The 19,984-nt window shown below is 54.6% G+C and carries 11 protein-coding genes; 9 read left to right on the top strand and 2 right to left on the bottom strand.

From position 1 onward, the window contains the following. Positions 1 to 285: 285 nt before the first annotated feature. Positions 286 to 822: a hypothetical protein gene (locus HYD27_RS02355; RefSeq protein ID WP_219210922.1), complete on the bottom strand. Its 537-nt coding sequence runs from the start codon at positions 820 to 822 to the stop codon at positions 286 to 288. A gap of 562 nt (positions 823 to 1,384) precedes the next feature. Here HYD27_RS02355 and hisS point away from each other — a divergent pair. The 5 genes from hisS to HYD27_RS02330 all read left to right on the top strand — a co-directional run bounded on the left by hisS (position 1,385) and on the right by HYD27_RS02330 (position 9,412). Further along, complete coding sequence (hisS, locus tag HYD27_RS02350) at positions 1,385 to 2,638, top strand: histidine--tRNA ligase (RefSeq protein WP_219210920.1); 1,254 nt, start codon at positions 1,385 to 1,387, stop codon at positions 2,636 to 2,638. A gap of 243 nt (positions 2,639 to 2,881) precedes the next feature. Continuing rightward, the gene (aspS, locus tag HYD27_RS02345; protein WP_219211125.1) at positions 2,882 to 4,660 is read left to right on the top strand and encodes an aspartate--tRNA ligase; all 1,779 of its coding nucleotides are present in this window, start codon (positions 2,882 to 2,884) and stop codon (positions 4,658 to 4,660) included. Between the two features lie 67 nt (positions 4,661 to 4,727). Further along, positions 4,728 to 5,483 carry a tRNA threonylcarbamoyladenosine dehydratase gene (locus tag HYD27_RS02340; protein WP_219210918.1) on the top strand — a complete coding sequence of 252 codons (756 nt, stop codon included), beginning with the start codon at positions 4,728 to 4,730 and terminating at the stop codon, positions 5,481 to 5,483. A 234-nt stretch (positions 5,484 to 5,717) separates the two neighbouring features. Continuing rightward, positions 5,718 to 7,019, top strand: a complete 1,302-nt coding sequence (locus HYD27_RS02335) for an NCS2 family permease (RefSeq protein ID WP_219210917.1) — start codon at positions 5,718 to 5,720, stop codon at positions 7,017 to 7,019. A gap of 194 nt (positions 7,020 to 7,213) precedes the next feature. Next, a complete protein-coding gene (locus HYD27_RS02330) occupies positions 7,214 to 9,412 on the top strand; it encodes a HelD family protein (RefSeq protein ID WP_219210915.1) in 2,199 nt (732 codons plus the stop codon). A 105-nt stretch (positions 9,413 to 9,517) separates the two neighbouring features. Here the strand turns inward: HYD27_RS02330 and HYD27_RS02325 are convergent, their stop codons facing one another. Beyond that, positions 9,518 to 11,527, bottom strand: a complete 2,010-nt coding sequence (locus HYD27_RS02325) for a methyl-accepting chemotaxis protein (protein ID WP_219210913.1) — start codon at positions 11,525 to 11,527, stop codon at positions 9,518 to 9,520. Between the two features lie 495 nt (positions 11,528 to 12,022). On the opposite strand from HYD27_RS02325, the gene HYD27_RS02320 reads away from it, so the two are divergent. The 4 genes from HYD27_RS02320 (at position 12,023) to HYD27_RS02305 (ending at position 19,893) form a co-directional block, all read left to right on the top strand. Further along, positions 12,023 to 12,304 (top strand): CD3324 family protein, encoded by a 282-nt coding sequence (locus tag HYD27_RS02320; RefSeq protein WP_219210911.1) that lies wholly within the window; start codon positions 12,023 to 12,025, stop codon positions 12,302 to 12,304. Positions 12,305 to 12,546: 242 nt separating this feature from the next. After that, a complete protein-coding gene (locus tag HYD27_RS02315; RefSeq protein WP_219210909.1) occupies positions 12,547 to 13,851 on the top strand; it encodes a replication-associated recombination protein A in 1,305 nt (434 codons plus the stop codon). 393 nt (positions 13,852 to 14,244) lie between these two features. Continuing rightward, on the top strand, positions 14,245 to 16,983 hold the full coding sequence (locus tag HYD27_RS02310) for a glycoside hydrolase family 9 protein (RefSeq protein WP_219210907.1): 2,739 nt from the start codon (positions 14,245 to 14,247) through the stop codon (positions 16,981 to 16,983). A 30-nt stretch (positions 16,984 to 17,013) separates the two neighbouring features. Beyond that, positions 17,014 to 19,893, top strand: coding sequence for a glycoside hydrolase family 48 protein (locus HYD27_RS02305; protein WP_219211123.1), 2,880 nt, complete (start codon positions 17,014 to 17,016; stop codon positions 19,891 to 19,893). The last annotated feature ends 91 nt before the right edge of the window (positions 19,894 to 19,984 follow it).

Genomic DNA, 19,984 nt, shown 5'->3' with positions numbered 1-19,984 from the left:
AATAGAAGCATGACCCCCTTTTTTATAATATATGATGATGGACCTGCAGCAATCGGCTGCAGGTCATTTTTTTTGAAATATAAGACACCCATGCCGCTGCGCGGCACCGCTGAGAAATGAAATATCGCTGCGGCCGCGTGATTACAGGGCAGAATTTATATGCTTGGCACACTAAATGATCCTTCTATTTCTTGCTGAAACACCCCGTCCCTCATAAGGACGGCGTAGCCGTTTCTGCTTGAAAGATAAAAATTTATAGGTTTTGGGGTAAGCGAAGCTTATCCGTTATTTCACGGCTGCGCTGTAAAGAATGGATCGGGACTGCGGCCAAGCAAACTGCGCGATTGCGTTGGCCGCAGCGGGCAGGTAAAGGGAATCAAAGGCAGAAGTACCTTTGAATTCGCCCGAAGCCGGCAGGACGGTGAAATCAAAGGCAGAAGTACCTTTGAATTCGCCCGAAGCCGGCTGGGCGGTGAAATCAAAGGCAGAAGTACCTTTGATTCTCCTAGAAGCCGGCAGGACGGTGGAATCAAAGGCAGAAGTACCTTTGATTCTCCTAGAAGCCGGCTGGGCGGTGAAATCAAAGGCAGAAGTACCTTTGAATTCGCCCGAAGCCGGCAGGACGGTGAAATCAAAGGCAGAAGTACCTTTGAATTCGCCCGAAGCCGGCAGGACGGTGGAATCAAAGGCAGAAGTACCTTTGAATTCGCCCGAAGCCGGCAGGGCGGTGAAATCAGCGCGAAATGCTTCTTCTCCTTCTTCTCCTCCCCACTGAAATGGCTGCTTTCTTATATAGGACGCCGATAGGCGTCTTTCTTGCATTTTAGGAAATTATGAATTCCTTTTGCTGTGTATAAAGTTGGAAGGGTATATAAAGTTGGATATGCAGCCAGCCTTCAAATAACGCTGAAGGTGGCGGATTTTGTAGTAATTTAATGCTTGGAGGGACATGATTTCATTTCATTCCTTGACTTTAGCGCAGTGGTTCAGTAGAATCTAACAATATACGGTATGTTATAATGTTTTGATGACGGGACCAAGTAATCCGTACCCCACAACCCCAGAGAAGAATCCCGGCTGAACCGGCTGCAAGTCCATTCGCAGGACGAGCGCCCCCTTTCCGCCTGGCTGTAAGGATTCTGTTGATGAACGGATGAATGACTTCCCCGAGAACGCACGGCGAAAGCAGGCAATCATAATTGCCGCAGATCAGTAGCCGGAGCGCGTAGGCGGGCGTTAACCGCTTAGAGCGGATTTAGGGCAGGTTGCATGAATCCGGAATGTGGGTGGTACCACGGGTGAATTATTGGTTATGATAATCCCTCGTCCCTGTTTGTAACAAACAGGACGAGGGATTTTTTGTTATTTTCAGGAGGGATAGGCTGTGGCTAAGGAAAGATTCGAGAAACCTACGGGCACGCAGGATGTGCTGCCGGGTGCAGCGGAGAAATGGCAGGCTGTAGAGAGCAGGGCGAGAGAGCTCTGCCGGCGCTTCAACTATCGTGAGATCCGCACGCCGATGTTCGAGCATACGGGGCTTTTCGAACGGGGCGTAGGGGAAACAACGGATATTGTGGAAGGTGAAATGTATACCTTCAAGGATAAGGGCGACCGTGATCTGGCGCTCCGTCCGGAAGGAACGGCAGGTGTCGTGCGCGCCTATGTTCAGAACAAGCTGTACGGCGAGCCGGATGTCAGCAAGCTGTATTATATCGGACCGATGTTCCGTTATGAGCGGCCGCAGGCGGGAAGATACCGCCAGTTCCACCAGTTTGGCATTGAGGCCTTTGGAGCGGTGGACCCGGCCATTGATGCCGAAGTCGTTTCACTCGGATATCAGTTCTATAAGGATTTGGGCCTTAAGAATGTGAAGGTAGAGCTGAACTCCGTAGGGAATGCGCCCAGCCGTGCCGCTTACCGGGAGAAGCTGCTGGATTTCCTGCGGCCGATGAGAGACAGCCTCTGCAGCGACTGCCGGCGCCGGATGGAACGCAATCCGCTGCGTGTGCTGGACTGCAAGGTGGACCAGGACAAGTTTGGCGGTGCGCCGTCCATTCTTGACAGTCTCGACGAGGAATGCACTGCGCATTTTGAGCAGGTCAAAGCACACCTGGATGTTATGGGTGTGGAGTACAGCATCAACCCCCGTCTGGTACGCGGTCTCGATTATTACACGCACACTGCGTTTGAATATAAAGCGGCAGGCATCGGGTCTATCGATACAGTCGGCGGCGGCGGCCGTTACAACGGTCTGGTGGAGGAAATCGGCGGGCCGGACCAGCCGGGCATCGGTTTCGGAATTGGCCTGGAGCGGATTCTGCTGATTCTGGAGAATCAGGGTGTGGAGCTGGAAGCGGCCAAACCGCTGGATGTGTATTTTGTCGCTCTTGGCGAAGCGGCGGATATGGAGATTACGAAGCAGCTGTTCATCCTGCGCAGCCTGGGCTATTCTGCCGAACGCGATTATCTCGGCCGCAAATTGAAGGCGCAAATGAAATCGGCAGACCGGATGTCGGCGCGGTTTACAGCGATTCTCGGCGAAGACGAGTTGAATAACGGCGTCATCGCACTGAAAACGATGGCCACAGGCGAACAGCGGACTGTCAAGCTGGAAGACCTGGCATCGTCGCTGGGCTGAGATTTTGAAGAGCAGAACCGAATGATCTGCAATAACCTAAAAGCGTGGTGAAAAGTGTCCGGAGAGCCGACAGGGAGTAGGAACAGTGATAGCGTTCGCCTTTGTAGCCGGATTTTCCCCTATAGCGGGATACAAAATCAAAAAATCTGGCTACAACAGCGAGTGGAAACCCCTATCGGCCGTAGGCCACGACAAAATCACCACTCTTCTAAGTATTTAAACCATAAAGGGGTAGGATGAATGATGAGTAGAAGCCATAACTGCGGACAATTGACGCCGGAGCATATCGGTGGGACGGTAACATTGAACGGCTGGGTGCAGACCCGCCGCGACCTGGGGGGCGTACTGTTCATCGACTTGCGTGACCGTACAGGTATCGTGCAAATCGTGTTCAACCCGGACTATTCCGGTGAAGCCCTGCAGATTGCCGACAAGGTGCGCAGTGAATATGTGCTGTCCGTTACGGGTAAGGTTGTGAAGAGAGATGAAGAAACCGTCAACCGCAACCTGCCAACCGGAGAGATTGAAGTGCAGATTACGAATATCGAAGTGCTGAATGCTGCCAAAACGCCGCCATTCTTCATTGAAGACGGTGTGGAGGTGGATGAATCTCTGCGTATGAAATACCGCTATCTTGATTTGCGCCGCCCGGAAATGTACAAGACACTGCTGCTCCGTTCCAAAGCGGCGAAGATATTCCGCGATTTCCTGGACAACGAAGGCTTTATCGATGTGGAAACACCGATTCTCACCAAAAGCTCCCCGGAAGGCGCACGCGATTACCTGGTGCCGAGCCGGGTGCATGAAGGCGAATTCTTCGCGCTTCCGCAGTCGCCGCAAATCTACAAGCAGCTGCTGATGGTCGGCGGCATTGAGCGCTACTACCAGATCGCGCGCTGCTTCCGCGATGAGGATCTGCGCGCCGACCGCCAGCCGGAATTCACCCAGGTCGATATTGAGACTTCGTTCATGCCTCAGGACGACCTGCTGGCTATGATGGAAACTCTAATGCAGCGCCTCTTGAAGGAAACGGTTGGAGTAGAGGTTGCCGTTCCGTTCCAGCGCCTGACGTATGCCGAAGCCATAGGCAAATACGGCTCGGATAAGCCGGACCTGCGCTTTGGCCTGGAGCTTGTGGAAATGAACGACATCGTCGCTTCCAGCGGAGTGAAGGTATTCGCTTCTGTTATTGAGAAGGGCGGAGAGGTGAAATGTCTCAACGCCAAAGGCTGCGGTACCTGGACCCGCAAGGAAATCGATGACCTGGGACCTTATGCCGCGCGTTACGGGGCGAAGGGTCTTGCCTGGATTCAAGTGAAAGACGGCGAATTCAAGGGTCCAATCGTCAAGTTCTTCACAGAAGAAGAAATTGCGGCTGTGAAGGAACGCACCGGAGCCGAAGAAGGCGACCTGCTGCTGTTCTCCGCAGACAACCAAAAGGTAGTGGCTGATGTTCTTGGGGCGCTGCGCCTGAAGATCGGCCGCCAGCTAGGCCTCATCGACGACAGTGTGTTCAAATTCGCCTGGGTTACTGAATTCCCGCTGCTCAGCTATGATGAAGACCAGAAGCGCTATGTGGCGGAGCACCATCCGTTTACCCGTCCGATGGACGAGGATCTGCACCTGTTCGAGACCGATCCGGGAGCCATCCGTGCGCAAGCCTATGATATCGTGCTTAACGGCTATGAGGTGGGCGGCGGCTCACAGCGTATTTATAAACGCGACGTCCAGGAAAAAATGTTCGATGCTCTTGGCTTCACACCAGAAGTAGCCTACGACAAATTCGGCTACCTGATGGATGCCTTCGAATACGGCACGCCTCCGCATGGCGGAATTGCCTTCGGTTTCGACCGTCTTGTTATGCTGCTGGCCGGCCGCACCAACCTGCGTGAAACCATTGCTTTCCCAAAAACGGCAAGTGCTACCGATCTGCTGATGGACGCTCCGTCGCCGGTGGATGCTGCGCAGCTGGAGCAGCTGCACATCAGGCTGGCGCCTAAGCCGGAGAAAGTGAAAAATTAACTAAAGCACATGCATGCGAAGCGGCTATAAGCCGTCCGCATGCTTCATACAAGGAGGCATGAACATTATGCTGCATCAGTTCTCGCGTACAGAGCTGGCGATCGGACCGGAAGGTCTGGAGATCATGAAGAACAGCACAGTGGCAGTGCTCGGGATCGGCGGTGTGGGTGCCATGGCGGTTGAAGCTCTGGCCCGCACCGGGATCGGCCGCATTATCCTGATAGACAAGGACTCGGTGGATATCACCAATATCAACCGTCAGATTCATGCGCTGACCACAACCGTCGGCCGGAACAAGACGGATCTGATGGTGGAGCGCATCAGGCTGATCAATCCCGAATGCGAAGCGGTTGCCCTGAACATGTTCTATACGGAGGAAACGTATGAGGAGCTGTTCAAATACAAGCTGGATTTCGTAATCGATGCTTCGGATACCATTATCTACAAAATTCATATCATCAAGGAATGTCTGGCCCGGGGAATCCCGTTGATCTCCAGTATGGGCGCAGCCAACAAAATGGACCCGACCCGCTTTCAGGTCGCTGACATTTCCAAGACCAGCATGGACCCGATTGCCCGTGTCATCCGCCAGAAGCTGCGCAAGGAAGGCATCAAGAGAGGGGTTAAGGTGGTGTTCTCCACCGAAACGCCGGTAAAACCGCGTGAGGATGTCACGGAACAGATTGTTCCCGAGAATGCGCCGGACAGGCGCAAAGCGAAGCAGCCTCCGGCCAGCAACTCCTTTGTCCCTCCGGTCGTCGGCCTGATTATGGTCAGTGTCACGGTGCGTGATCTGCTGGAGGCGGGCGGCGTCACTGTTTGAATGAAGCTTTGCCGTCCCTTATACAGAAGCATTGCTCCTTAAGCAGCGATAGTTCTTATCGCCTTCAGGAACGCTTCAGCGGGGAATAGCAGGGTAATGTATAGCGTACTGCTTATAATTTTTATATTTGGACAAAGGGCGTACAGCCGCAATCCGGCTGCTTACGCCCTTTTATTGCGGCTTGTGAGAAGAGAAGGTCTTTCAGGCGGTTTATAGATCCGTGGAGGTTTTTACATGAAATTGAAGGCTTGGCGGAATAGTGTGGGCCTGGAGCCGGGCGACAACTGGAAACGGGAATTCCCGGCGGGCATCCTCTCCTATTTTGCTTCTGTATATATTGTAATGGTCAATGCGGCGATTCTGCATGATGCGGGAATGCCGCTGCGGGCGGCAATGGTGGCTACGCTGCTGACGGCGGTAACCGGATGTCTCCTGATGGCCTTTGGCGGCAAGACGCCGATTGTCGTGGTGCCGGGCATGGGCATCAATGCTTTTTTCACCTATACGCTTGTGCATTCCATGAAGCTGGATTGGCGTGAAGCGCTCGCTGTAGTGGCGGTAACCGGTGTGCTGTTTGCCGTCGTGGCTTTTACCTCGCTGTACCGGATATTGAGCGACGCGATTCCTTATAATCTGCAGCATGCGATCACTGTCGGAATCGGCTTGTTTCTGACATTTATCGGTCTGCAAAAAAGCGGGATCGTCATTGCCCACCGCACGACGTTTGTCGCTATCGGACATTTCAGCGATCCGGCAGTCATCACCTCCTGCGTGACTCTGATTCTGGCGCTTATGCTGTTCATCCGCGGCACACGGGGCGGGCTGCTGATCAGCATGCTGGCGGGCACAGGGCTGGCCTATCTGCTGGGGGCGGCCCATGCGCCGGAGAAGACGGCTACCGGGCATGTGTTCACGGGATACAGCGGTGTGTTCGCCGGCATGGACTGGAGCAGAGGGATCAGTCTGGTCTTCTGGATTGCGGTTTTCCTGCTGCTGCTGATTGTCGTGTTTGAGAATATTGGCCTGATCTCGTCCCAGACGCTGATGGCAGGCCGTCCGGAACGCTTCAAAAGCAGCCTGAGGGCGCTCTCCATCGCCAATATCGCCGCGGGCCTCTTCGGGAGCAGCCCCGTGGTTGCGGCTGCGGAATCCACGGCCGGGATTGCCGCAGGCGGGCGCTCCGGCTTAACTTCGCTGGTCACCGGCCTGCTGTTCGGGGCCACCTTCCTGTTCATTCCGCTGCTGGCCTATGTGCCGGACAGCGCCATCGCGCCGATTCTGATTGTCATCGGCGGGCTGATGGTGCAGAGCGTGCGGGAGATGGATTTCAGCGACTTGACGGAGCTGTTTCCCGCGTTCCTGATCATGGTTATGATTCCGTTCACCTACAGTATTGTGGACGGCATGGCGTTCGGTTTCATTGCCTATCCCCTTGTTAAGCTGGCCGCGGGCAAAGGCAAGGATGTACCGCTTGCGCTGTATGGCATCGCTGGTCTTTTTGTCGCCAACTTTGTGCTGCATGCCTTTATGGGGTGAGCTTTCCGCTCAAAATTTACAGGCTGAAGGGTATGGTATTCCTGAAACTGTTGTGATATGATGAATATCCTTTTTGTGTGAGTGAAGCCAGTCTTGCACGGGGTAAATCAGGGTATGCGTATGCTTCCGAAGCGAGTTTGTACGAAGCTGAATCAAGAAGCAATGCCCGCATAACTTTTAGGAGGTAACTGAAATTGGAGGACAACTTTCAAAGTGCCTATCAAGAGGAAGAAGACAGGCTGAACAGCGCGCTTACGGAGATTGACACAGTTCTTGAGAGACTGCGCAGCATTCCGGTGTACACAGGACACGAGTATACGGAGCAGGCGCTGGAAGCCTCAAGAGAGCAGCGGCGCAAAGATCTTGCCAAGCTGCGGCAGGAGCCTTATTTCGGACGGCTTGATTTTCAGGGCAAGGATGAGGAAGAACGCAAGGCGCTCTACATCGGCAAAATCGGTGTAGACCGGGAACAGGTAAGCGACCGTCCGCTGGTGATCGACTGGCGCGCTCCGGTGGCGAGCCTGTTCTATTCGTTTACCGGCGGCACGGAGCCGGCCTCCTACGAAGCCCCCGAGGGGTTGATCGAAGGGCTGGTATATCTGAAGCGCAACGTGGTGATCCGCAAGCAGATCCTGGAGCGGGTGGCGGACACCTATAACCGAGACAGCGACGGGCCGGCCGTATCGGATGAATTCCTCGTCTACCGGCTGGGCGAGAATAAGGACAACCGGCTCCGCGATATCGTCTCGACGATTCAGGAGGAGCAGGACAAAATTATCCGCGCGGCAAAGAACACCGCGCTGATTATCCAGGGCGTGGCCGGCAGCGGCAAAACCACAGTCGCGCTGCACCGTCTGGCGTTCCTGCTGTATCAATACAAGGATCAGGTTTTGGCGGAAAAAATGATTATTTTTGCCCCCAACCGGATGTTCCTGGATTATATTTCAGATGTGCTGCCCGAGCTTGGCGTCGGCAATATTGCCCAGAGCACCTTCCCGGACTGGGCGGCGGAAGTGCTTGGGGTTGTCTTGCCGGAGCAGAATGCGGCAGAGACAATGAATCTTTGGTTTGAAAGAGAAGGCGGCATGCCGGAGATTACGGAAGAAACACCGGGCCGCTTCAAGGGGTCGACAGTCCTGATGGGAATTATTGAGGCGGCTGTCCGGCTGCTGGAGAACGGGGCGGTGCCGGAAGGCGATTTCGCCCCGTGGGAAGGCTCGGTGCTGCGCCGCTCCATGATTTTGCGCTGGCATAACGAGGAATACGCTCCGTATCCGCCGGCCAAGCGCAAAGAGCGGGTCATGGCGCGGATTCACCGCTGGATCGGAATGGAGCTGAAGAAGAGCCCCTCGGCTGCTGCACTTAAGGAACGCAAGAAGAAAAGCGCGGCTAAGGAAAAAGCATACAGCGCGAAATGGCCGAAGTATGATCCGTTGAATATTTACAAGCAGATTTTCCGCGCGGTGAAGGTGCCCGAGGACTGGCCGGTGGAAGCACCGGAGGCCATTCCGCAGGGGGTGCTGAAGTCTACGGTCAAGGACCTCAAAAAAGGCATTCTGCATGATGAGGATCTGCCGCCGCTGCTCTACATTCATTATTTGCTGAACGGCAATGACGGCGGCAGCCGGTTCGACCATATCGTTATAGATGAGGCCCAGGACTTCTCGCCATTTCAGATTGCTGTGCTGGATTTGTATGTAAAAGGGCATTCCCTTACCATCCTGGGCGATCTGTCGCAGGGAATTCATGCTTATAAAGGTGTACACGCCTGGGAAGAAATGCAAACCCTCTTCGCCCCGGAACACACCGCTTACCATGCGCTGACCCGCAGCTACCGTTCAACGATGGAAATTATTGAATTCGCGGGCGGTATTCTGTCTGCCGGGGTCGGCAGCAGCCTGCTTGCTGTTCCTGTCTTCCGCAGCGGAAATCCGGTCCGGCTGATTTCCTATGGGGATCGGCTGCCGCAGGCGGCAACGGGCGGGGACAGCCGCATTCAGGCTGTCAGAACGGCGCTGGCGTTACTATCGGGCCGGGAATACCGGACAGTGGCTGTATTGACCCGCAGCCTGCGGGAAGCCGCAGAGCTGTACACAGCGCTTGAAGGACAGTTCGAAGAGCTTCATCTGATCGACGGAAGCATGACCGAATACCGCGGCGGGCTGTCCGTGCTGCCGGTCTACCTGTCCAAGGGGCTGGAGTTCGACGCCGTGATTCTTGCGGATGGCGATTCGGAGCATTACGGACCCGCAGCGTGGGACGCCAAGCTGATGTATGTAGGCTGCACCCGCGCACTGCATGAGCTGTGGCTGCTGCACGGCGGCAGTCTTCCGCCCTATTTGCAGAGCGGGGCTGGGACCGTCTTGGGCTGGCCTCTACACGAACCTCAGTAAATACAACGCAAAGACCGCAACGGGAAAATATCCCTTGCGGTCTTTGTTTTCTATTCCGTTCAGCTCTGTTATGGCTTCACCCGTGGACTGGAAGCAGCTTGCCTTTCAGGCTTGCGCCGTGAAATGAAACCGCTCCACCTTCTGCTGCATATCGGAAGCCATCGCGGACAACGCCGCGGAAGAAGAGGTGATCTCCTCCATAGAGGCCAGCTGTTCTTCCGTTGCCGCCGTTACACTTTGGAAGGAATCCAGTGCCGCTTTGGCGACAGCGGCCATTTCCTGGACCGAGGCGGCTACCTCGGCGGAGCTGGCCGACATTTGCTGGGTAACCGCCGAGACCTCATGAATCTGTTCCCCCACATGGCGGGTGGACTGCTCAATCTGGATGAATGCCTCACCTGCTTCAAGCGCCAGGACCATGCCCTGCTCTACATCTTCGACCACCTGATGCCGCATGATCTCATAGGTGCTGGCGATCAGCTCGATCATCTCGGAGATCGTCTCCTGGATTTGCCCCGCGCTCAGCTTGGAGGCTTCAGACAGCTTGCGTACTTCTCCGGCCACAACGGCAAAACCTCTGCCATGCTCCCCGGCCCGTGCGGCTTCAATCCCCGCATTCAGCGACAGCAGATTGGTCTGCTTGGCGATAGAGGCAATGGCCGTGCTGGCCTCGGCGACCTTGGCGCTAAGCCCGTTCAGCTCGGCGATCAGGCTGCCGGACTGCTGCACCGAGCGGCGGATGGTCTGCATCTGCGCTTCCACATCCTGAACTTTGGCACTGCCGTTCGTTACATCCTTCTCTGTCAGCAGAGCGGCGTTGACAATGGACTGCGAGGCTGAAGCAATCTTGTGGATTGCGGCTGACATCTCATCCATCGTTACAGCAACTTCGGCGGACGCATAGGCCTGGGTCTCCACGCCCCGTGTGGATTCCTCAATCAGTGCGGTGACATATTCCACGGCCTTGCTGTTCTCGCCGGTGCTGGCTGTCAGCTGCTCACTGGCTGCCGCCAGGTGGCCCGATGTGCCGGCGACATCCTGCACCATTGTGCGCAGCGATTGAACCATGGCATTATAATTGCCGGCGAGCTCGCCGATTTCATCCTTGCGCTTGGTATGGACCGCTTCATCCAGCTGGCCTTCACTCACCCGCTTGGCTGAACGGTTCAGAGCTTCCAGCGGTGCGGTGATCCGGCGGATTATGATAAAGGTGACAATAGCGGCAAGGAGCACGGCAGCGGCGAGGACGATCACAGATTTCAATAAAATAGGATACACCGCTTGGGTGTATTCGTCTTCGGGAAGGACGCCTACGACTTTGAACCCGGTTAATTGATTGGTCACATAATAGCCGTCCATCCGGGTATCCGCCGCATTGTCTTTATAGGAGACCTTGCCCATAGGTGCTGCACTCAGGGCCTCCAGCTGTGAACCGGTAACGGATGCGGCAACCTCCATTGACGGATGATATATGACCCTGTTCGTGCTGTCCAGAATGTATACATAACCGCTCGAGCCGAGACTTACCGTCTTGGCCAGATCCATTAGCCCGTTCATGCTGAGGCTGACGGTGATTGCTCCTTTGCCGTCTGAAAGGGCTCTGGAAATGGGGAGAATGAAGGAACCGGTCACTTGGGAGTAAATCGGATCAATCACCGATGCGGCCTCCGGAGTTTGGAGTGCAGCGATGTACCAGTCCCGTGCCCGGGGATCATAATCCTGCGGATCGGATACGGGAGCCAGCATATATTTGCCGTCACTGTTGCCCAGGGCAACGATATCAATTTCGGGATGCTCCGCTTTGAACTTGTCAATCAGCTTGCGGACCCTGGGTGAATTGTTGGTCAGCTCTTCTGCGGTGATTTGGTCGGCCAGCTCATTGACACTTGCGCTTTCCAATTGAACCAGCTGGGTCAGGGTTTTGTCGAGAATTTGGATGCTGGAGTTAGTGGTTTCCTCCATTTTGGAGCGCAGCTCCGATTTGGAGGTTTCCGAGGAGATGCCAGCCAGTGCAAGAGAGGGCAGCACAATGGCGGTAATAATGAACAACATCAGCTCTGTTCTGAGTTTCTTGATGTGGAAAAAAAGCTTTAGAGTACCCCGGATTGCTGTCATAGTAATTTCCTCCATATCTCAAAATAACTAGATAATTTATTATCTATTTCGACATAAATCGACTAATTATTTAGTATTTCGTCAAATTTTTTTTGGCCCATCTGGTGGAAAACGATTATAACTATTCTTGAACTTGTAACTGCGGATGCCCTATGGCTTAATATAAGTGTCCGGCCGGGCAAGATTACTTCTGGAAGGAGGCTGATTGCAATGATTTCAGAATACGAGGTGGTTTCCGTCTAGTACGGAAGCCTGTATATAAGGAGGCCGCGAGGCCTCCTTATCATTTATGGACAGAAGCGGAGCCGGCTGCTGATTACCGCTATTCGGCTGACGGGACCCCATTGAATGTAGACGCTGACCACAGGGTTTTATATAATGAAATTACGGTTTTTCCAAATTTGAGCAGAAGAAAGGAGGCAGGTGACATGAAGCTGATGAGCAGCAAAAGGATCGGACCCAACGGTACACACCTGTTGAAGGAGGAAACGATACGTGAGTTATGTAAATGGAAAGGATGTGCTCCCCCCGGGCCTGCTCGAAGAGCTTCAGGGATACATCCAGGGTGAACTGCTCTACATCCCTAAGAAAACGGAGCAACGGGTAAAGTGGGGCGAGAACAGCGGCTCCTGGCAAGAGATTGCCAGCCGCAACGAGGAGATTTTCTGCAGTCACAGCAGCGGCTGCTCGGTGAACGAGCTGCAGGAGAAATATCATTTATCTGAAGAAAGCATCCGCAAAATCATTTCAAAAATGCGGCTGGCGCTGAACCGCTAGCCTGAACTTTGAACAAAGAGCATGGCACCCGCCCGGCAAGGGGGGAGGTCATGCTCTTTTTTAAAAGATAAGATTTATATGTTTCACGCTATAAATCATCGTTCTCTTTCCCGCTGTAACGGATACCGTCCTATAAGGACGGCGCAGCCGTTTCTGCTTGTCTGCTTGCAGCCGAGGTATGGTATGATTAAGAGCAGCAAGGCTTCGATTAAACTACAAGATTACAGCAAGGAAGTGGAATTATGGATTTGTTTTCTTTCGGCGAGGAACCCGCGGGCGGACGGCTGCTGGCAGACCGGATGCGGCCGGAGAATCTCGATGAATATATCGGCCAGGAGCATATTGTCGGCCCGGGCAAGCTTCTGCGCCGGGCGATTGAAGCCGATCAGGTGTCTTCCATCCTGCTCTATGGCCCCCCCGGCTGCGGCAAAACCACCTTGGCCCATATTATTTCCCACCACACTCAGGGCGAATTTGTGCGGCTGAATGCGGTGGAGGCTTCGGTCAAGGATGTGCGCGAGGTGATTGAGCGCGCCCAGAGCAATAAATCGCTGTACGGCTCGAAGACGATATTGTTTCTGGATGAGGTGCACCGCTTCAACAGCTCCCGCCAGGACGCACTGCTGCCGGCTGTGGAGAAGGGGACGATTATTTTTATCGGCGCGACCACCGAGAACCCGTTCCATTATGTGAACGGCGCGCTTATGAGCCGCTCCACACTGTTTCAGCTGGAATCGCTGACCAGCGAGCACAGCCTGACCGCAATGCGGAGAGCGCTTGCGGACGAGAAACGCGGGCTTGGATTCATGCAGCTGCAGGCGGATGAAGAAGCGCTGCAGCATATTGCGGATATGGCCAACGGCGATATCCGCCGGGCGCTGAACGCCCTGGAGCTGGCGGCGATGACGACAGCTCCGGAGGCCGACGGCAGCGTGCATATTACGCTTGAGGTGGCGGAGGAATCCATCCGCCGCCCGATTGTCAAAGCCGATGAATCGACGCAGTACGACGTCCTGTCGGCTTTTCACAAAAGCATCCGCGGCTCCAGCGACGCGGCCCTGTTCTGGTTCCTGTATGCCGTGGAGAAGCTGGGCATGGACCCCATGACGTTCATCCGCCGCCTGATTGCAGCCAGCAGCGAGGACATCGGTTTGGCCAATCCGCAGGCGATGGTCCAGGCGGTCAGCGCACTGGAGGCCTACCGCAACAATGGCTGGCCGGAAGCCAAGCTGAATATTGCCCAGGCGATCCTGTTCGCGGTCGAGAGCCCGAAGTCGAACGCCGTGGTAATGGCGATTGCAAGCGCGATGGACAGCATCGGGGAGCTGAAATCCGCCGAGGTGCCCCTGCATCTGCGTGATACGCATTACAAGGGCTCGGCGGCGCTGGGCCACGAGGGCTATCAGTATCCGCATAATTTTCCCGGCCATTATGTGAAGCAGGAATATTTGCCGAAGGCCATCAGCAGGAGGGTCTTCTATCAGGCTACCGAGCAGGGCAACGAAGCGAAGATCCGCCATAATCAGGGACTGCGGCGCGGGCAGTAAGGCTCAAACAGACCGGTAGGCTGTTGAATGAAGGAACCGTTCTTTTGCGAAAGGGGCTGTATGGCCCCTGGCGAAAGGACGGTTTTTTTGAAGCATAAGGACTTATAGCTACACTTCTCAAAAACCGGGTAAATTTCGTGCAATAAATATGACTAAAACGGAAAACTTTTTACATATATAGCCAGTTTTTAGTTAAAGTAAATGTAAATATATAGAATTAATTACCTGTATATGGTATACATGTACATGGGATGACCTTATCCTGATATCGGTGCAGGAGGTGGAGGAATGTACTAACCGAATAAAATGTCAAATCTGGACACTGGGGAGGTATCGGTGCGTGATGAAGTCGACGGAGCAGGAACGTAAGGAGGAGAAGGGAGCTGGGCTTGGATGAATTCAAGGAAACGGAAGCAAGGCCTTATTTTATCCTTGAGTGTAATGTTAACGTGCACAATAATTTCAGGAGCGGCATTTCACCCGTCTGTCACCAAGGCTGAGGGAAGTGGATACAATTATGCAGAGGCACTGCAGAAATCAATCTATTTCTATGAAGCCCAGCGGTCCGGCGACCTGCCGGAGAACAACCGTGTGGAATGGAGAGGCGATTCGGGCCTGCAGGACGGTGCGGATGTAGGCTACGATCTGACCGGAGGCTGGTATGATGCGGGAGACCATGTGAAATTTGGTTTTCCTATGGCCTACACCGCTACCATGCTGGCATGGTCGGTCTATGAATACAAGGATGGCTATGTGCAATCGGGGCAGCTGGATGAAATTCTGGACAACATCCGCTGGGCTGCGGACTATTTTGTGAAAGCGCATACTGCTCCCAACGAGCTGTGGGGACAGGTCGGCAACGGTACTGCGGATCACAACTGGTGGGGGCCGGCGGAGGTCATGCAAATGGCGCGTCCTTCCTATAAGATTGATGCCGCCCATCCCGGCTCGGATTTGGCTGCCGAAACCGCTGCGGCGCTCGCCTCGGCATCGATCATTTTCAGGGACTCGGATGAGGCCTATGCGGACGAGCTGCTGCTGCATGCCAAGCAATTATACAATTTTGCCGATACGTACCGCGGGGCTTACTCTGATACGATCACTGACGCCAAGCAGTATTATAATTCGTGGAGCAGCTATGCCGATGAGCTAAGCTGGGGCGGAGTCTGGCTGTATTTGGCGACCGGGGAGCAGGCGTATCTGGACAAAGCCACCGCAGCCAGCAATTTATGGGGCACCGATCAATCCGGCCAATGGGGCTATCAATGGACCCAATCCTGGGATGACAAGCACTACGGTGCCCAATTGCTGCTGTCGCGCATTACAGGTGATTCCAAATTCATTCAATCCACTGAACGGAATATGCAATTCTGGACAACCGGGGTGAACGGGACAACCGACCGGGTTGCCTACACTCCCGGGGGACTTGCGCATCTGGATCAATGGGGGGCGCTGCGGTATGCGGCCAATCAGGCATTCCTCGCCTTTGTGTATGCGGACTGGGTGGCTGATCCGGTGAAGAAAAGCACCGCCCAGACCTTTGCCGAGCGGCAGATTACGTATATGCTGGGCGATAATCCGCGGAACAGCAGCTATGTGATCGGCTTCGGGAGCAATGCGCCGCAGCATCCGCACCACCGGACCTCGCACGGCTCCTGGAGCGATAGTCAGACAACTCCAACGGATCACCGGCATGTCCTGTATGGTGCTCTCGTTGGAGGACCTTCGAATACCGATGCCTATACGGACAGCATCAGCGATTATGTTTCCAATGAAGTAGCAACCGATTATAATTCAGCCTTCACCGGCGCTTTGGCCAAAATGATGCTCCTGCACGGGCAGGGCCAGCAGCCGCTGGCGAATTTTCCACCGGCCGAAACGCGCGAGGATGAAATGTTCGCCGAGACTTCTGTGAATGCCAGCGGCAGCAATTTTGTAGAAATCCGCGCGCTGCTAAATAACCGCTCGGGGTGGCCGGCGCGTTCAAGCAGCCGGATGTCTTTTAATTACTATCTGGATCTGAGTGAAGCTGCGGCTGCAGGGTACGGGCCGGAGGATATTACGGTCAACGCGGGAGGCTACAATCAGGGCGGAACCGTCTCACAGCTGCTGCCCTATGACGAAGCAAACCACATTTATTACACGAAGATCGATTTTACCGGCACACCGATTTATCCCGGGGGACAATCTGCCTACCGCAAGGAGATCCAGTTCCGGATTACAGCTCCGCTGAACACTTCCTTCTGGGATAACACGAATGACTTCTCCTTCAAGGGTGTGGCTTCAGGCGCAGCATCGCCTGTGAAGAACCCGTATATTCCGGTGTTCGACGGGGATGTCAGAGTGTATGGAGAGCTGCCGCCCGGCGGCGGTAATCCAGGTGAACCGCAGGTTCCCGGCCGCCCGGCCAATCTGCTGGCTGTCCCCGGCAATGCCAGTGTCGCGTTGAGCTGGAATGCTGTCAGCGGTGCGGCACAGTACACCATTAAGCGTGCGCTTGTAAGCGGAGGACCTTATACCGTCATTGGCACAGCCGCAGGAACTGCCTATAACGACAGCGGGCTGGTAAATGGAGTGGACTATTATTATGTTGTCACCGCCTCGAACAGTGCGGGCGAGAGCACAGCGTCCGCACAGGCCAGTGCCCGGCCGCGTGAGACAACCCCACCAGCCACAGGAGATTTGCGTGTGCAGTACCGCACCAATGATACCAGCCCCGGCGACGCGCAGATCCGCAGCCAGTTCCGGATTGTCAATACGGGTACGGAGACGGTTGCGCTCAGCGGGCTTAAGCTCCGTTATTATTACACCGTGGACGGGGACAGGCCGCAGGAGTTTCATTGTGACTACGCTGTTCTGGGCAGCGGAAATCTGAGCGGCAGCTTTGTGAAGCTGAGTGTGCCTGCGGCTCTCGCGGACTCCTATGTGGAAATTTCTTTTACCGCAGGAGCGGGAGGTCTTGCTCCGGGGGCAGATACCGGTGAAATCCAGGTACGCATCAACAAAACAGACTGGACTCCCTACAATGAGAGCAATGACTATTCCTACGGCGGAACCCAGCAGACTTTCGCCGATTGGGAGAAGGTCACGCTTCACCGGGAAGGAACATTGGTGTGGGGCCTGGAGCCATAAACCATTATAGAGAGGAAGCATGCCGAAATGATGAAGCTAAGTTCGATTAAGAAACCTGTATCCGCAGTTATGGCCGGTGTCCTTGCACTTACGCTTGCAGGCGGATTATATAATTTCAAACCTGCAACAGCCAAGGCCGCTTCGGTTGAAGAGACGCGCTTTCTGCAATTGTACGCCCAGTTGAAGGACCCGGCGAGCGGTTATTTCTCTGCTGAAGGTGTTCCGTATCATTCGGTGGAGACCCTGATCAGTGAAGCACCCAATTACGGTCATATGACAACCTCGGAGGCTTACAGCTACTGGATGTGGCTTGAAGTGCTCTATGGTTATCACACCGGGGATTGGAACAAGCTTGAGGCCGCCTGGGATAACATGGAGAAATACATCATTCCTGTTAATGAAGGCGACGGAGTGCAGGAACAGCCGACCATGAGCAATTACAACCCGGACAGTCCGGCCACCTATGCTTCCGAGTTCGCGCAGCCCGACCAGTACCCAAGCCCGCTGAACGGCAGATACAGTGCAGGCAAGGACCCCATTGATGCGGAGCTGAAAACCACCTACGGCGACAATCAGACGTATTTGATGCACTGGCTCGTGGATGTGGACAACTGGTACGGGTTCGGCAATCTGCTGAATCCTTCCCATACAGCCGCTTACGTGAATACATTCCAGCGGGGCGAACAGGAATCCGTCTGGGAAACGGTGCCGCATCCTTCACAGGACGACAAAACTTTTGGCAAAACGAATGAGGGCTTCATGAGCCTGTTCACCCAGGAAAGCAATGCACCGGCTGCGCAGTGGCGGTATACCAATGCTACGGATGCTGACGCACGTGCGGTGCAGGCTATGTATTGGGCGAAGGAGCTTGGCTACAGCAATACTGTATATTTGAACAAAGCCAAGAAGATGGGCGACTATCTGCGGTACGGCATGTACGATAAATATTTTCAAAAGCTCGGCAGCGCCGCAGACGGCACACCTGAAGCGGGAACCGGCAAGGACTCCAGCCAGTATTTGCTGGCCTGGTATACTGCCTGGGGCGGCGGTCTTGGCTCAAGCGGGAACTGGGCCTGGCGAATCGGTGCCAGCCATGCCCACCAAGGCTATCAGAACGTAGTTGCCGCCTATGCGCTCTCCGATCCGGACGGCGGCCTGATTCCGGCTTCGGCAACGGCGGGCCAGGATTGGGGCACATCCTTAACACGCCAGCTGGAGTTCTACACCTGGCTGCAATCCGCTGAAGGAGCAATAGCAGGCGGAGCCACTAACAGTTATAACGGCTCTTACAGCGCTTATCCTGCCGGCACAAGCACATTCTATGGTATGGCCTACGATGAAGCGCCGGTCTATCATGATCCGCCGTCCAACAATTGGTTCGGGATGCAGGCATGGAGTCTGGAACGGGTCGCCGAGCTGTATTACATCCTGGCTTCCGGCGGCGATACGGCCTCAACCAATTTCCAAATGGCGAAGCGGGTCATTGAGAACTGGATTGACTGGTCTACAGATTATGTCTTTGCCGGCAGCCGTCCGGTTACAGATGCAGACGGATACTATTTGGATCAGCAAGGAAACCGTATTCTGGGCGGCGACAACCCGCAGGTTGCCACAGTGTCCGCACCCGGAGAATTCTGGATTCCCGGCAATGTGGAATGGCAGGGGCAGCCGGATACCTGGAACGGCTTCAGCTCCTATGACGGCAACAGCAATTTGAAGGCCGTCACCAAGAGCCCAAGCCAGGACGCGGGTGTACTGGGAAGCTATATTAAAGCCCTTACTTTCTTTGCCGCAGGTAACAAGGCAGAGCATGGCAGCTATACCGCAAATGGACAAGGTGCCGGAGAATTGGCCAAAACCCTGCTCGACACCGCATGGGGCTACAACGATGGAGTGGGAATCACGACTGTAGAGAACCATAAAGATTATTCCCGTTACTTCAGCAAGGAAGTATATTTCCCTGCCGGCTGGACCGGCACCTTCGGTCAAGGAAATACAATACCGGGCAGCTCGACGGTACCTTCCGATCCGGCAAAGGGCGGAAACGGAGTGTACGCAAGCTACACCGACATTATGCCGGATATTAAGAATGATTCTAAATGGAGCTATTTGGAAGGTTTGTACAACAGCTCCTACAACATAACAACCAAGACATGGGAAAATGGCACTCCTGAGTTCACCTACCACCGTTTCTGGTCACAGGTGGATATGGCTACTGCCTATGCCGAATATGACCGCCTGATTAACGATGGCAGTGGTCCTGTACCTACAGCCACACCAACAGCCACACCAACGGCTGCGCCAACAGCCACACCAACGGCTGCACCAACAGCCACACCAACGGCTGCACCAACAGCCACACCAACGGCGACGCCTATAGCCACACCAACGGCGACGCCTATAGCCACACCAACGGCGACGCCTATAGCCACACCAACGGCGACGCCTGCGGTGGGGGATTTGGTGGTGCAGTACCGCACCAATGACACCAATGCCACGGACTCTCAGTTCCGTCCACAGCTGCGGATTGTCAACAACGGAACCACGGCAGTCGATCTCAGTCAGCTCAAGCTGCGTTATTATTACACCATCGACGGGGAGAAGGCACAGCAGTTCAATGTGGATTATGCCACGGTAGGCAGCGGCAATGTGCTGGGCAGCTTTGTGAAGCTCGCCCCGCCTGCAGCAGGAGCGGATTATTATGTGGAAATTTCCTTCAGCCCTGCAGCCGGAAGTCTGGCACCGGGGGCCAATACCGGAGAGATTCAGCTGCGCATCAACAAAACCGACTGGACCAATTACAATGAAGCTGACGACTATTCCTATGATTCTGCCAAAACGGCCTACACAAACTGGAGCCGGGTACCGTTGTACCTGAATGGCATATTGGTATGGGGAGTCCAGCCTTAAGCTCTGCCGTGATTCTGATGCCGGAATAAATTCTTGCATTAAAAAAAGAAGAACCTTCAGCTCCGCTGTACCAGTGGTTTTGAAGGTTCTT

The organism is Paenibacillus sp. S150 (genome assembly GCF_019352175.1).
In the GTDB taxonomy this organism is placed as follows: Bacteria; Bacillota; Bacilli; order Paenibacillales; family Paenibacillaceae; genus Paenibacillus_AQ.
Note: the sequence above shows the minus strand (reverse complement) of the source record. Positions and strands in the feature narration are given on the sequence as shown.